This is a genomic window from Pseudotenacibaculum haliotis (genome assembly GCF_042684245.1).
In the GTDB taxonomy this organism is placed as follows: domain Bacteria; phylum Bacteroidota; class Bacteroidia; order Flavobacteriales; family Flavobacteriaceae; genus Polaribacter; species Polaribacter haliotis_A.
Map to the genome: position 1 here is coordinate 1,051,383 of NZ_JBHULH010000001.1, position 16,503 is coordinate 1,067,885.

Genomic DNA, 16,503 nt, shown 5'->3' on the forward strand with positions numbered 1-16,503 from the left:
TAGTGGATTAAACATGTCTGAAGAAAAGAAGTCGCTTAATTTTATTGAGCAAATCATTGAAGAGGATTTGGCAAACGGAATGCCAAAAGAAAACTTGCGTTTTCGCTTTCCACCTGAGCCTAATGGGTATTTACACATTGGTCATACCAAAGCCATAGGAATTAGTTTTGGTTTGGGTGAAAAATACAACGCGCATGTAAATTTACGTTTCGACGATACCAACCCTGCTAAAGAGGAGCAAGAGTATGTAGATGCCATCAAGAATGATGTGGCATGGTTAGGGTATAAATGGGAGAACGAATTGTATTCTTCAGATTATTTCCAGCAATTATACGACTGGGCAATAGCACTGATCAAAGAAGGGAAAGCTTATGTAGATAGTCAAACTTCAGAAGAAATTGCAACTCAAAAAGGAACTCCTACGCAAGTAGGAACCAACAGTCCTTACAGAGATCGTTCTGTAGAAGAGAACTTGGAGTTATTTGAAAAAATGAAAAATGGCGATTTCGAAGAAGGAGCGCATGTATTGCGTGCCAAGATCGATATGAGCAGCCCGAATATGTTGATGCGTGACCCAATCATGTACAGAATCTTGTTCAAACATCACCACAGAACCGGAGATGATTGGTGTATCTACCCAATGTACGATTGGACGCATGGTGAAAGTGACTATATCGAGCAAATATCTCATTCACTTTGTTCTTTGGAGTTTAAGCCTCACCGTGAATTGTACAACTGGTTCCGCGACAACGTGTATGAATACAGCAAAACTGCTTATCCACATATTCCTAAGCAACGTGAGTTCTCTCGTTTGAACTTGAGCTACACGATTATGAGTAAACGTAAATTAATGCGTTTGGTAGAAGAAGGTGTTGTTTCTGGTTGGGATGATCCAAGAATGCCTACAATTTCAGGATTACGCAGACGTGGATATACTCCGGCTTCTATTAGAAATTTCATTGAAACGGTTGGAGTTTCTAAACGTGAGAATGTAATAGATGTAGCATTGTTAGAGTTTAAGATTCGTGAAGACTTGAATAAAACTGCCAATCGTGTGATGGGAGTATTGAACCCTGTTAAATTGGTGATCACAAACTATCCTCCGGGAGAAGAAGAAATCTTGATTGCAGAGAACAATCCTGAAGATGAAAATGCAGGAAGCAGAGAGGTTCCTTTCTCAAGAGAATTGTACATCGAAAAGGAAGATTTTAAAGAGGAAGCGAACAGAAAGTTCTTTAGATTAACTCTTGGAAAAGAGGTGCGTTTAAAGAATGCTTATATCATCAAAGGAGAAAGCGTTGTAAAAGATGCCGACGGAAATATTACTGAAATTCACTGTACTTATGACCCGTTAAGTAAATCGGGAAGCGGAACAGAAGAAAGCAAGCGTAAAGTAAAAGGAACTTTGCACTGGGTGTCTATTAAACATGCTGTAAAAGCAGAAGTTCGTGCTTATGATCGTTTGTTCTCTGACGAAGCTCCGGATAGTCATAAAGACAAAGATTTTATGGAGTTTTTAAATCCTAATTCTTTGGAGGTAATTGAGGCTCATGTGGAGCCTAGCTTACAAACAACCAAAGTAGGTGATCAATTCCAGTTTCAACGTCTAGGATATTTTGCCACTGACAAGGATTCTACTTCTGAAAAATTAATCTTCAACAAAACGGTTGGATTAAGAGATAACTGGGCTAAAAAGAATAAATAAGTCACGATAGTTTTGACTCAAGATAAAATCCGCTCCTCGAAGTTTCGAGGAGCGGATTTTTTTTAACACTCTAAAGAACATTTTTATTAAAATACATTTATATTAGTAGAGCTAATTAAAATTGACTCTCTATGAAACTGAAATTCTTCGCCCTAACCTTCTTTTTGGGTTTTGCCTTATGCTATGCTAAAAACACGACTATATCTACCAGTAATGACAAGGAGATCATTTATCTAAAAACGGATAGAGATGTTTATGAAGTTGGAGAACGTGTTTGGTTTAGTACTATTCACTTAGGATCTAAAACCTTGGCTCCAAAATACAACAGCAGTATATTGTATTTCTTATTGTTAGACAAAGAAAAAAAGGTAATAGATCGTAAGAAATTCCGGATCAGAAAAGGAACAACCAACGGTTCTTACCTGATTCCTAATCACCTTGATGAAGGTGTATATTATATTCTTACCTATACTCAAAATTCTTTAGATAATCTTCTTTTTCTGGAGTCTACCAAACCTATCATGGTGCACAAGATCCTTCCTAAGAAAATGTATATCGAATACGATAGTAATCTTGGGGAAGAGGATCATCTGAATTTACACTTAAGGTTTTATAAAAAGAACAAAGTCCCCGTTACTAAAGCTCGAGTAAAGCTGATCTATTGGGATAAAGATGAAAAAGAAAAGAGCCTCAGTTATAGATTAAAAAATACCGACTCTTTACATGCTGTTATCAAAAAGCCCAAAAGGCAAAACCTGAATTATATCAAAGTAGAATACAAAGACAGTCATTATAAGGAAACTTTTTTTGTACATCTTCCTAATATTGAAGAAGATCAAATACTGTTTTATCCCGAAGGTGGATTCTTACAACATGAGCAAGAGCAATTTATTGGGTTTAAGGTCAAAAGTATTTACAAAAAATTAGAGTATTTGTATGTTTATGAAAATGGGCAATTCTTAAAAAAAGTTCCTGTTACTGAAAATGGAATTGGCAAATTCTCTCTCCGTTTTCAAAAAGGAAATCAGTACCACGTAAAAACTCAAATGGATGGTAAAAAGATCTTTCCTATACTATTGAACAGTAAAGAAGATGGAATACGTATCTCGTTAGCGGAAGGCAAAGAAAACTATAAAAGGTTGCTCAAGATTGTTCCCGGTTCTCATCATCAAAAAGAACAAATAACTTTAAAAGTCTTTTCAAAGGGTACAGAAGTACACGCTAAAAATGTATGGGTAGAGGGTAGTGAGGTTTCAGAAACTTTGCATACAGGAAAAATTTATCCGGGTGTTTTTCTTGTAGCTGCATACAATACAAAAGGTGATCTGCTTTCTTATCGATTCGGTTTTCATAAAAAACCTTCTACAATCAATATTTCAGCTCTACAAACACCTAAATTGGAATATAGAATTGGAGAAAAAATCAATCTGTCTGTTAGTCCGAAGTTGAATACAGAACCTATCAAGGTTCGATATGCCACCTCTGTTTACAAGAAAACATTGGACAATTCTTCTTTTAATAAGAACTTATTTATGCATTATTTATTGGATTCAGAATTTATCTCCTCAATACAAAGCACAACCTTAAATAACGCAACACTAACATCTGATATTGATAATCTATTGCTTACTATGTCTATAGATGATTACAGATGGAATCCTAAAAACACATTTCCCAAAATACGTCTCTCTGAAAAAGTTCAGGTAAAGGCTATGAAAAAAGCTTATAAGCAAGACATTGCTCCTGCAGCGAATATGCATTTTTTGGTTCGATGTGATAATGGTATTTACAACTATATCTCTGACAAAGACGGGCTTTTTCAGGTAGATAGAGCTGTACTTTCAAGTAAAAAATGTTATCTGCTTCCTCCTTATTCAAGCTTTGATCTTTCTATACTTTTGGAAGTTAAAGATTTGGTCAAAAGTCTAGATCCAATCATTCCTAAATTAGAAATGTTCAAACCTTCAGAGCACATTACTTTTTCTACCACAAGTAAAGCTTTTATAGACGAAGTAGGATTCTCTTTTTCAAGCACCAACTTACTTGAAGATATTGATTTTGACAGAAAACACGATCCTAGTCAAGAGGAATATGAAATCAACCCAAACGATTATGTTTGTTTCAGTAATATTTTAAACTGTAAGAACCATCGTGAGCATCCTCAAAATACGAAGCCTATTGTTGGAAAAATCTACCGTTATAGGGTTAGCGGAGAATATATGGTAGACGTTTCTTACAAAGCTCCTAAAAAGCAATATCCACCACAAATTTTCACCTTTGAAAGACCGGAATCTTTTCAAGAAATAGCCAGTACAAATTTTGACATTCATCACAAAACCAGCTTGTGGTCACCTTTTAAAACTAGCAAAGTGGCGGGAAAGATCAACTTACAATTGGTTGCTCCGGATACTCAAGGGACTTATGTAATGATGGTAGATGCATACGATCACAGAGGAAATTTAGGTACGTATCAAGTAGAGTTTGTTGTAAAATAAAGTTTCTCTTTTAAAAATAAGAAGTCGCTTTTCTGAAATTTCAGAGAAGCGACTCTTCTTCAAATGACAGTGTCCCATTTAGTCATTAGAATTGATATTTTAATATAAGTTCCAGTGAACCATTGTCGTTAATATCGCTTGCATCCATTGTAGTTACATCATAGGCTGCTCCTAGTTTTAGTCTGTCTAATACTTGGAACAATCCATATGCTGATACTGTTTCATCTACTCTGTAGTTCACCCCTGCAATAAACTTCTTGTTGATCTCTAAAGATGATCCTAGATCGTAACTCGTTGGTGCTCCTTCTACCGTTCTCATCATTACTCTTGGTGTTAAGATCAAACTACTGTTTAAGGTAATGTTGTATCCTCCTCCTAAGTAGAAGTGTGCTTGGTCTACTGCCGCACTTGGTCGGTTTCCTTGCTTCTCATATCTATCTCCCTTTAAGAAGTTTGGTGTAGAGATACTAATGTAGAACTTCTCGTTCTGAATATTGATCCCTGCTCCGATATGTGGATTGAAGAAACTTTGGTTTTGTGTAAACAATGGGTCATTTCCAGGATTGCTTGCTTTGGTTAGATCGATGTTTACAAATCCTCCTCCGGCTTTTAGTCCAAAGTATAGGTTTGTTTCTTCATCTATCTGTAGTTTATAAGATACATCTACTGCAATGTCGGTTTCTGTTAGTACAAAAACTCTATCATTAATAGCCGAGATTCCTATTCCCAGATTCTTCCCCAATGCTTTTGAGTAGGCCATAGAGATGGTTCTTGGGGAATCGTCGATTCCCAAGAACTGATTTCTATACACCAAGTTCAACTCAGGTGTTTCCTTGATCCCTGCAAAAGCCGGGTTAATGATGTTCATATTAAAGTTATACAAGGTAAAGTTTGGGTCTTGTTGTGCTTCTGCCTTGGTTCCTATTAACAAAGCAAAAGTGATCGTGATGAGTGTTATGATTGTTTTTTTCATGATTGTTCTCTTTGGGTGTTTGTGAATCATTTTGCTTTATTAATAATTAATGTATAACCATCCGCGTACGGGTTTGCTTCCATCTCCTAGATCTATTACGTAGATATAGGGTCCTACCGGCAACTTACTGTTGTTTCCACTACTGTTGGTTTGGTTTGAAATTCCTGTCCAATCATTTCGGTATCCTTTCTTCTTAAACACAAGCTTACCCGATCTACTGAATACACTTACTGTATTATTTGGGAAGGCTGTGATGTTCTCAATGGTCCATCCATCGTTTACTCCGTCTCCGTTTGGAGAGAATCCATAACTTCTGGTTTGTAGAATTCCTGAGGTACATGCGCTGTTATCAGTATCTTGACTATCTATGATTCCATCTCCGTCACAATCTTCATCTACATCATCTACTCCGTTTCCATCATCATCATCGTCACAGAAATCTGCAATACCATCGCTATCTGAATCTACTGTGTTGATGGTAATGGTGAACGCTGCTGAGATATCTCCGGTGTTTCCTGCAATATCTGTAGCTCTGGCTGTGATGTTATAGGTACCGTCTGCCAAAGTAGTTCCTGAATGATCGAAGGTAAAGAAACCATTGTCATCTGTTATAGTAGTTCCTACTGAGATGGATTCGATAAATACCTCTACTGTTGACTCTCTTTCTGCGGTTCCAGATATCTTCAAAGTATTGTCGCTAGTCATGGTTACATTACCAGCACAAGTGTATTCTGAGATGTGCGTGATCGTTGGTGGTGTCGGTGGTATGTTGTCGTATTCGATTGTAAAACTTGCTGCATTGTTCCCATTGGTTGCCAAATCTTCTGTTACTCCTGCTGGAATATCTACAACTACATCGCCTGCTCCGGTTGGAGTGATCAATACTGAGTACATCGTTGCATTTGCTGCTGCAAAGTCACTTGGTGTTCCATTCGTGATATTCAAGTCAGCCATCTCAAATCCGAATACATCTTCATCAAATGTAATGTCTATTGTAAATGGTGTATTTACAGGATTCGGTGCAGTTGTTGTTAGCGTAGCTGTTGGATTGGTTGCATCGTACAATACAGAATATTGTACTGCTGCATCGTTTCCATTGGTTGCAGCATCTTCGGCTACGTTGGCCGCTACGTCTACAGTTACTGCTCCGTCTGCTGTTGGTGTAATGGTTGCTGTGTACACGGTTGCGCTCATGGCGTTAAAATCATTTGCAGTTCCGTTTCCTACTGTAATGTCTCCTACCTCAAATCCTGTTACATCTTCAGAGAAGGTAAAGGTGGCTGTGTAAGCAACATTGGTAGGATCTGCCGCATCTGTAGTAATGGTAACCGTAGGTCTAATTCCATCTACATTGATGTTTCCTGTAGCTCCTACACTATTTAAGGTTAAGACCGCATCAATAGTACTGCTTGTTCCTACAATGCTTCCTCCATTCAAGTCAATCGTTGTTCCTACTACAATTCCGTCTGTATCTAACTCTCCTTCTGTAATTGTATATCTAAAGCTTGCTGTTGATGAGTTTGTTACAGTTCCGTTTAACTCTGCATTTACTGTTGTTGATCCAATGGTCATTGGAATTCTTGGAGTTCCTGTGATTGTCACTGCATCTGTAAAACTTACTGTAAAATCTAAGTCGCTTCCGATTCCATAGAGTCCGTCTGCTGGAACTGATACACTTGATACTACCGGAGCATCATTATCTACAATAGTTACCGTAGCTGAATCTGTGGTTGTGATACTACTTCCTAAAGTCGTTCCACTCACTGAGCTTAAGGTTACTGTAAAAGTTTCATTAGCTTCTCCTTCTGAATCATCAATAATTGGAATGAATAATTGCTGTGTCTCTCCTGCATTTCCTGAAAAGTCCGTATTCGCTTCATCATTAGAAGCGGTAAAATCTCCAGGCGCCACGGCTGTTCCGTTAGAGGTTGTTACATGAATAAAGAATCCTCCTTGTACCGGATTGCTTAGCATAGCAGTTAGAATCGCATTGCCTGCATCTTCATCTACCTGAACATCTCCTACAATGGTTACTTCTGTTGTATCATTATTGTCAATAGTATAGGTGTATACTGCATTGGTTCCTAATGTTGCATTTGTAGGATTTGATAAGGTTATAATTACGGTTTCATTGGTTTCTACAATAGCATCGTCTACAATATTTGCAATGGTAAGGTTGTCACCCGTACTTAATGGGTTAAAGGTTAACGTTCCATCTGCTAAGGTATAATCTGAACCTCCTGTTGCGGTTCCTGTTACTGTATAATCAACTGTGATGGTTACATTAGAAGTTGTTGATAACTCTACAGGAATGTTTACTGAGCTCACACTCTCTGAGCCGCTACTATTGGAATTGGTAAATGATATTTCAACGGGTGGAATTAAGGTAATAATAGGTCCTACCGCAACAAATCCATTGGCATCTGTTACTGAAACTAAATTATATTGTGCGGGGGCTAAATTATTAATTGTTTGAGTCGTTTGACCGTTGCTCCATACATAGGTATATGGAGGTACACCCCCTGTTGCGTTTGCAGCGATGCTTCCATCAGTTGCTGTAGCAGAAGAAGGGTGATTTACTGTAAAAGTTACTTCCAAATTAGGCACTGTCATAAAGTTCAAAGTAGTATTGTCTGCAATTCCTGCAAAACTATTTCCTGCTATATCTCTAATGGCTGTGTTATCTATTTGTATGGCATAATTAGAATTTCTGTCTAACAAATTACTTGGATTGATTGTTAGCACATCATCAAAAACAGATGCTTGTGAACCCGGAGAAGTCACATCAATGGTAAAGGAGTTTGAACCATCCGTTACATCAATCACTTGTATATTTCCTGTACCAAAAGCAATATTTTCATTAAAGCTGATCGTTATATTTTGTGCATCATTTACTGATACTGCATCATCTAAAGGATTGGTAGTGCTGATTGTTGGTGGAGTAACATCACAAACTGCTGCTGTACCTGGAGTTCCTTTTACTTCAAATCCATTTATCATAACACCTATTGATTCTGTAGATGCTGACCAATTAGAGCCTAAATTATTGTCTGCAGTTGGATCACATAATCGTATGGAAGGTCCATCACCATCTGCTTCTGTTGGCCAAGGGGCATTGTCGTCATAATCAACAATATCTATTTGTGTCCCTCCATTATCTATTAATATGATATCTTCACCACTATTAGACAAACCTCCTGAAGTCCATTGTGCATCGGCTGTCCCTGCACCATATCTATTGTCTAATTCTGTCATATTAACAGTAATCACAAAGTATGCTCCCGGAGCTATAGAACCACTAGTAAATGTATGAATAATCCCTTCAGAAAAAGAATACCCTGTCAAATCCACTGTAGAACTTCCTGCATTGTATAGTTCGATATATTCTGTTATATCAGCACCCGGTTCTGCTGCATTGTACATAATTTCCGTAATCACAATGTTTGCAGGATCATTTGTTGTCACATCTACTTTAGATATACTACTAAAACTTCCTAAAGCATCTTCTGCTACTACATAGATATCATAAGAGGTACTTGCACTTAAACCTGTTACATTAAAATTGTGTGTAAAATCTCCTGAGTTTACTGTTTGACCTCCTGAAGCAATTTCTCCTGTTCCTCCACTACCTGTACCTGCTTTTATTTCTGCTTCTGTGGGTTGCGTTGCGTTATCTGCAACTACCACATAGTAAATGGTTCCTGCTCTATCAACATCTGTTTCTAAGGTAAAGCCTCCAGTAGTAATATTTGAGGAAGAAGGAGTGTTGTTTTGAAACATTAGCGGTGTTGCTCTATTCGGTGTTGGACTTATCGCAGTAAAAGCAGTTGATAGGTTTTCTGAAGTTTCATCATGACCTAGGTCACCATTTCCTCCTGTTTTGGTTTCTCTACTCTCTGTTAAATCGATTCTTTGCCAAGAAGTATCTGAACTATGAGAGCCTGATGAAACAGCAATTTGACTAGCAATCGGCGTATCGTTCTGATAAGAAGAAGTGCTTGTACCTCCATCAGGGCCATCAATAGAAATTCCTGTTTTATCTACCCCTTCTACTTTATCACCCCAAACAAAATAATCTAAATCTTTTACCAAATCAGAACTACCGTCCCAAGTATATAAGACAACAAATTCACCGCTATTTGTTAGTCCTCCTTGACCATTAATTGAACCAGCAACTGCTTCTAACATATCAGGAATGGCATCTGAAGCTCCACCATCTTCATATAGTTCATAGGTTGGATTTACTCCATAGGTAGAGAAAAATTCATCAGAACCTGATATCGAAATGGTTTGATATTCTCCAGCTGCAATGGTAGCTCCATTAGGGAAGCGAGCATGGAAATCACCAAAACCACCACCACCATAATTAGCACCTGTTACAATATTGTAATAGTAAATACCCCCAGAAGCAAATGTAGCATCTGTGATATAAACATTGGTCAAATCTATTGTAGAACTTGTTGGATTATAAATCTCTACAAACTCTCCTGCAGTTGGAGTGATCGCCACCTCGGTGATGAGTAAATCAATTGGTTGTGTTTCAAATACTACTGCTGCCGGACTTCCATTGGCAATGGCATTTCCTGCGATGGTTCCTGTGACATTTACTGATTCTGCTATTGTATTGTCAATGGTTGCTGTAAAAACACCACTAGCGTTGGTCGTTCCAGTTACTGTTTGATTAGAATTACTTAAAGTTAATCCTGATCCAGCATTGAATACGGCACTTCCTGAAACATTTAATGCAATGGCTATACCTGATTGAGAAATTGCATTTCCATTAACATCTCGTAATTGTACAGTGATGGTTTCTGTATCGGTTCCGTTGGCTATTGCAGTTCCATCAGCACTACTAATCTGTGTACCATTGGCTCCGTTGGATACAGGTCCTGGGGTAAATACTACAGTAGCTGGACTTCCATTTGTAATATCATTTCCTGCTACAGTTCCTGTGACATTTACGGATTCTGCAGTTGTATTGTTAATGGTTACTGTCAAAACTCCATTTGCATCTGTAGTTCCAGTTACTATCTGACTAGAGAGTAAGTTTAACCCTGGTCCTGAATTAAAAACCGCATTGCCCGTAAGAACTAATGCAATCCCTATATTTGATTGACTCACATTATTACCATTTACATCTTTTAATTGTACTGTAACAGTTTCTGTATCAGTCCCGTTTGCTATTGCAGTTCCATCAGCACTACTAATCTGTGTACCATTGGCTCCAGTGGAATAGGGCCCTGTCGTGGCATTACTTGCACTCAATCCAGTGGCCTCAAAGGTATTGGTTCCGCTACAATCATTGTAGGCATACACCTGAAAGTAATAGGTTGTACTTTCACTTAATCCAGTTACTGTTATGTTAGGTGACGCAGAAGTTCCCGCGTATACTACTTGTTCTCCACTTCCGCTATAGGCTAAATTTGCTGAGGGCAATGCACCGTCTGTTGGCGCTGTAAAACTATTGGTGGTATTCATTTTTATCACATAGCCATCTGCTCCTCCTGCTGGAGCAGTAAAGCTAGCTAGGCTTAATGTGCTACTTGATTTTGAGCCAAAAACTGCAGTTGTTGCGGCAGCTGAGGGGGTAACACAAGTATACTCAATTACGACATCATCACTTGATATTGGACATACACCATTGCTACTTGTCCAGTGGAGAGTATAACTTCCTGAAAGACTGGCTGTAGCTGTAGAAGTAGGACTATTAACATCTCCAAAGGTAATAACGCCAGGACCAGCTATCTGTGTCCATATTCCTGTTTCATTAAATCCTGAAATGGTATTTCCAGCAAGGGTAGCTGTACCATGGATATTGTTTTGATCAGGACCCGCTGCTGCTGCTGTAGGGTTATCAAAAAAAGTAATTACCACATCATCGGTACTTTCTGAAACGCCTCCATTACCAATAGTCCAACGTAAGGTATAAGCCGTATTTATTGTACCTGAAAAACTTGATGTTGGGCTATTCATCGCTCCAAATGATCCTCCAGCTCCGCTAATGATACTCCAAGTACCACTTTCACCTCCATTAGGTGAATTTCCTCCTAAGAAGGTAGCACCACCACATACATTTTGATCAGATCCTGCTGATGCAGTTGTAATTTCATTATCAAAGTTGGTTACTGAAACGGTCTGGTTTGCAGCCCCATCAAAAGCATCATCTGTTAGTGCTGCATCGATTGACAAGGTAACATTATAGCTTGGTGAACCATCAGTAATTACATCATCTAACCCGGTTACTGTTACTGTTTGTGCTATATTCCAGTTGGCGTTCGTAAAGGTTAATGTAGACTTATCTATTGTACCTTCGGTTACATCTCCGCTACTTAGATTAATAACTACATTACTATTAGGTTGCGAGTTTAGTGTTACTGTAAAAGTATCGGTTGTACCATTCTCATTTGTTGATGTAGAACCTCCGCTCTCTACTACTATAAAATCACCACTCAGAGTAGTTACATCTACTTTTATTGGTGTAGCCTGTATATTTGGCGTGTCACTGTCATCTTGTGCAACTACATATACATCATAGGCTGTATTTGATGTTAATCCTGTAACGCTAAATGCATTGGTAAAGCCTCCTGAAGTTACTGCTGCATTTCCACTGGTTACTGCAGAACCTCCACCTGAGGCTGTCCCTGCTTTTACTTCTGCTGTAGTTGGCGCTGTTGCTCCATCGGCTAGGACTACATAATAAATAGTTCCTGCTTCATGAATATCTGTATTTAAGGTAAAACCTGTTGTAGTAATACTTGCTGATGATGGTGTACTATTCTCAAATACTGGTGGGGTTGTGTCTAGTGTTGTTACTTTCATCCATAGATCTCCGGGAAAAGAGAGTGTTACGGTCCAAGCGCTTCCGCCTCCGTAGGTTGCAAAGGGATAATACGCACAGGTTACGTCAGTGACAGCAGTATACTGCTGTCCTTGCACAATATCAATAGGAGTGGTTAGCACAATTTCTTGTTGGCCTGCAGCCACATTAAAAGGTTGTGTATGTATAGGTGTACCCGTAGCCACGTGTCCTGCATAAATGTTTAATGTACCCGTGAATGCTTCACTAAACTCAAAACTTAAAGCAGTCCATTTGGTTGTTTTAGTAGCTGTAAAAGATTGCCCAGAATTCGTTAAGGTCCCTTTAAATGTATTATGGTCTATTAATATATCTCCATCCTGAAATGAAAATGCAACGGAAGGGATTGCTAGCAAAAAGCTTAAAAGTAAAATTTTCTTCATGGTATATATAGTTAGTGTAAGCATCTGTACAGATGCATGTTGTTGATTAGCATTAGATCATTCGGTAAGTTTGGGGACTTACACATGTTGTTGGTTTGTGTTCTATTTGTTGGCAAGTGGGGACTTACACAGTATTGTTCTGCGATAAAAGTAGTTCGCAAGAGAAGAGAGCGGAAAAAAATGTCATGAGTTCACGTGTTTTTGTCGTGAATCAATTTCATTTTATCGCGAAGTTGGATGTTTTTGTCGTGAATTGATTTTAAAGAAGCGTTGCTTTTACTTCTTTGAGGTATGAAAGAGAAATAGGAATCTCGGTATCGCGAATCTTCACCACTTTGTTGGAAAATCCTGACACAAAATTTTTGTTGATGATATAAGAACGATGCACTTGAAGAAAGTCATCGGTTACATTGTCTAAAAATTCCTGTACGGTAGAACGGATCATTTTTTTCTCGCTGCCTAAGTGCAACACCAAATAATGATCTTCTTTTTTGGCGTATAAAATATTGTTCACTTTTACTTTTACTGTTAAGCTTTTATCACGCACCAACAGTTCTTTGTTTCCGTTTAATTTGCTCTTAGCCAATTCTAGAGCGATCATCAGATCTTTTTCTTGAAATGGTTTTTGCAGATAACTTATAGGATCTGTTTGTACAGCCTCTTTAATATTTTTTTGATCGGAAAAAGCAGTCAAATAAATAATAGGAATGTCTAACTGATTGCCTAACCAAATTCCTGTCTTGTCTCCATCAACACGTATGTCTAAAAATACAAGGTCCGGAGCCAATAGGTTGATCTCTTCCAAAGCTTTTTCTGCATTGGCCTGCATTCCACATACATTACAATTCAATGATTCTAATGTTTGCTTTAGCACTTCTTGTGTGATGATCTCATCCTCCAAAATATAAACTCGCAAAGATCTCATAAGGTTAGCCGGAAATAAATAAGCGTAAAAATTACCATTTTTTTCTTCTTTTGCATCAATTTGTCGTCAATTCCTACATTTTTGTCGTTAAATGAGTTTTTCTTTGATTAAACTTTTGGAAATACCAATTCCATTTGAAAACTTCCTTCTTCTTGTATGCTGTCTTTTCCTTTTAGCTGAGAAATCATCATCGAGATAATTTTCATTCCCATAGAAATACGCTCTCCAACTTTTTCCTTAAAGGTTCCGCTATCGACATATAAAAAGGTATAACTTGTTTTGTCTTCCTTGAACTGGACATGAATACTCGGGTTTTCTGTATTGTCAAAAGCGTGTTTGTGAGAATTGTTAATCAGTTCATTTAAGATCAATGCTAACGGAATGGCTTTGTCCATAGACAATTCAACATGAGCTATGCTCAAGTTGTAAGCAACCTCTTGTGTAAACAAGGTTTTGTTATAGGAAATGATATCGTTAAAATATTCTTCTACCACTACAGCTTCCTGACTGTCTCCTTTGTATAAGATGTTATGAATTCCGGCAATAGATTCTATTCTTCCTTGACTGTCTTGCAGTTTTGCTTTTAGCTCTTTGTCTTTACTATCAAATGCCTGTAAGCTTAACAGCCCAGAGACTACTTGCAAATTGTTTTTGATTCTATGGTGAATCTCCAACATCATGGCTTCTTTGATCTTTGCTTCATTCATAGCAATCTCATTGGCAGCATACAATTTTTGTTTGGATTTGAACTGGTAAAAGAGGTAACTAAAAACTCCAATGATGAGCAAGAGAATAATCAGGAAAAACCACCAGGTTTTGTAGAAAATTTGCTGAGAAACGATCTGTAGTTCCAAGGTCTTTCCAATTCTTTTATTGATGGAACTCAATACTTCTACTTGTAAGGTATAGGTGCCGGCCGACAGGTTAGAAAATACGATCTCATTTTCGAGATACAACTTATTCCATGCTGTTTCTTTTTCTGATTCTTTTACCAATCTGTATCGGTAGTTATAATTCTTTGCGTCTACTGCATCTAAAAACGAAACTCTGGCACTGAACCTTTGATTGTAAGAAGGCAAGGATATTTCATCAACTGAGTTTAAAAACCCGGGTTTGTTATGCGCCTTCCATAGTGATTCTTCAGTATCAAAAAAAGACAACTCTGTAAACTTCAATTTCAATTCTTTTTCTTCGTTCTCTAATTCTTTTGGATCGAAAAAACTTAGTCCTTTAAAGCTTCCCATAAAGATGTTTCCTTTGGAATCTTTATACGTACTGTATCGGTTTCCTTCCAATTCATATACTCCATCTTTTTTGGTGTATCTCTTTTCTTCTTGAGTTGAAGGATCGTAGGAAGTAATTCCTGCATAGGTATTCATCCATAGAATTCCCGAGTCATCAGTAATCATTCCTACAACAGAGGCTTTTATTGTATCTTGATAAAAAAGTGTAAATGTTTTGGTCTGAGGATCGAAAGAATAGATTTTCCCCTGTTTGGTAGACAGTAACAACCCTAATTTTTTGTCGTAGAAGATGGATAGAAAATTATTGGATGCTTCTTCTTCCGGGACGTAAAAAGTAATTTTTCCATTTTTATATTCAAAAGGCCCCTCATTCACAGAAATTCCAAACAAAGATTTTCCATTTGTAGCAAACTCTCTGACTTGGGTACCTATCCCCAAAAAATGATAGCTCTTATCTTGTAAACTAAATCTTTGAATTCCTAAATGGTGCACGCCTCCTTTAAAAATGGTATCTCCAAATTGAAATGTTACCTCTAGCCACAATGGATGCGTATATTTCTCATGAATTTCATAACTGCGATCTACCTCATACAAATTGGTTTTATCATTAAAAATATATCCTTGTTTGGTATTGATGATCTCTCTGGGTTCTGTAATAAAAACTTCTTCTCCTTGATAGGTAAAACGAATTTTCTCTGCTTCTCCTGTGGTGGTATTTAGTTCATACAAGCCTTTATTATCTGTAGCTACGATATATTTATCTATTGAGATTTCTTTGACTGTTCGAATGCTTTCTCCTTTTAAATAGGTTTTGATTTTATTTTGATTGAAAACAATACGATCAATGGTATTTCCATAAAGTATTAACAGCTCTTTATTCATGTCTTTGAAGGCATGGATATGGTAATCATCCATTTCCAGTGTTTCTAGCAATTCAAAATTGTTATTGAGATCAAACATTTGAAGTTGAGAAACTTCTTCTTTCTTCTCAAAAGTCATGTAATAATGATTGTTAGACGCATTAAAATGAAGGTGCTTCTTCCGTATAAAAGACAAAGGAGGGTACTCTTTAACAGTCAAATTCTCCTCATCTAATTTGAAAAAAACCGGATCTCCATATACAGTATAAAAGACGGGTTGATTGTCATCTGTTAGTATGTAAGAAATAAAATCTAATTTGATTTCTTCCGGATTCTTTACAAAAGGAAGGTCTTTTGGAATTAATTCTTTTACAAACTTTCCTTTATCATTTACAATGTAGTTGACTCCTTTCATGATCGTTAAGATCGTGTGAGTACCTTCATGTGATAAAGCTCGTGCAGGGTTAAACCCTTGATTGAAGGTAAAACTTACACGGTCTGTAACTTTTGCTTCTTTATCATCTATTTGAATCAGCGCAACTTCATCTTTACCAAGATGTACAAGAGTTAGTTGATTGTTTAAGATAAAACTGGTATGATAACCGTACTTACTCTCAAGGTTTTGGTAGTTTTCAATTTTAGAAAATTGAAGTGTTTTGGGGTCTATATGAAAGATCTCTGAAGGAGCGTTCTTGTAATCAGCTCGAAAAAGCAGCCCATGAATTCCATTGTTGAATAAAAAAGCGGTGACTATTTCTTTTCCTGAATTTGGAAGGGCAATATCATAGAAACTCACTCCATCAAAGCGCTGAATGATAATTTCTTTTTTCTCAAATAAATACTCGCTTTGTTCTGCTTTATTTCCGACAATCCACAACCAACCCAATTCATCATATACAGCTGCTGTAGGTTCTGTAATATTGTAACCCTCACTAGATGTATAGATAATTCTATGGTCAATAAAAGCATTACTCTTCTGACTCCAACTACCTAGACTAGTAAGTATAAAAAATAAGAGGACAATTCTTTTCAATACTTGCTGTTGATTGACTGTAAATATAA

6 protein-coding genes are annotated in these 16,503 nt (G+C 37.4%); 2 read left to right on the forward strand and 4 right to left on the reverse strand.

The window, feature by feature from the left end; genetic code table 11:
• Nucleotides 1–13: 13 nt before the first annotated feature.
• Together ACFSRZ_RS05015 and ACFSRZ_RS05020 are read left to right on the forward strand one after the other, a co-directional pair.
• Nucleotides 14–1,705, forward strand: coding sequence for a glutamine--tRNA ligase/YqeY domain fusion protein (locus ACFSRZ_RS05015; protein WP_379665425.1), 1,692 nt, complete (start codon nucleotides 14–16; stop codon nucleotides 1,703–1,705).
• Nucleotides 1,706–1,836: 131 nt separating this feature from the next.
• Nucleotides 1,837–4,200, forward strand: coding sequence for a hypothetical protein (locus ACFSRZ_RS05020; RefSeq protein ID WP_379665426.1), 2,364 nt, complete (start codon nucleotides 1,837–1,839; stop codon nucleotides 4,198–4,200).
• Nucleotides 4,201–4,285: 85 nt separating this feature from the next.
• On the opposite strand, the gene ACFSRZ_RS05025 is transcribed toward ACFSRZ_RS05020, so the two are convergent.
• The 4 genes from ACFSRZ_RS05025 to ACFSRZ_RS05040 form a co-directional block, all read right to left on the reverse strand.
• Nucleotides 4,286–5,173: a PorP/SprF family type IX secretion system membrane protein gene (locus ACFSRZ_RS05025; RefSeq protein WP_379665427.1), complete on the reverse strand. Its 888-nt coding sequence runs from the start codon at nucleotides 5,171–5,173 to the stop codon at nucleotides 4,286–4,288.
• Nucleotides 5,174–5,212: 39 nt separating this feature from the next.
• Nucleotides 5,213–12,412, reverse strand: a complete 7,200-nt coding sequence (locus ACFSRZ_RS05030; protein WP_379665428.1) for a lamin tail domain-containing protein — start codon at nucleotides 12,410–12,412, stop codon at nucleotides 5,213–5,215.
• Between the two features lie 259 nt (nucleotides 12,413–12,671).
• On the reverse strand, nucleotides 12,672–13,337 hold the full coding sequence (locus tag ACFSRZ_RS05035) for a LytR/AlgR family response regulator transcription factor (protein WP_379665429.1): 666 nt from the start codon (nucleotides 13,335–13,337) through the stop codon (nucleotides 12,672–12,674).
• Between the two features lie 107 nt (nucleotides 13,338–13,444).
• Entirely contained in the window at nucleotides 13,445–16,474 is a 3,030-nt protein-coding gene (locus ACFSRZ_RS05040) for a histidine kinase dimerization/phosphoacceptor domain -containing protein (protein ID WP_379665430.1), read from the reverse strand.
• Nucleotides 16,475–16,503 lie beyond the last annotated feature (29 nt).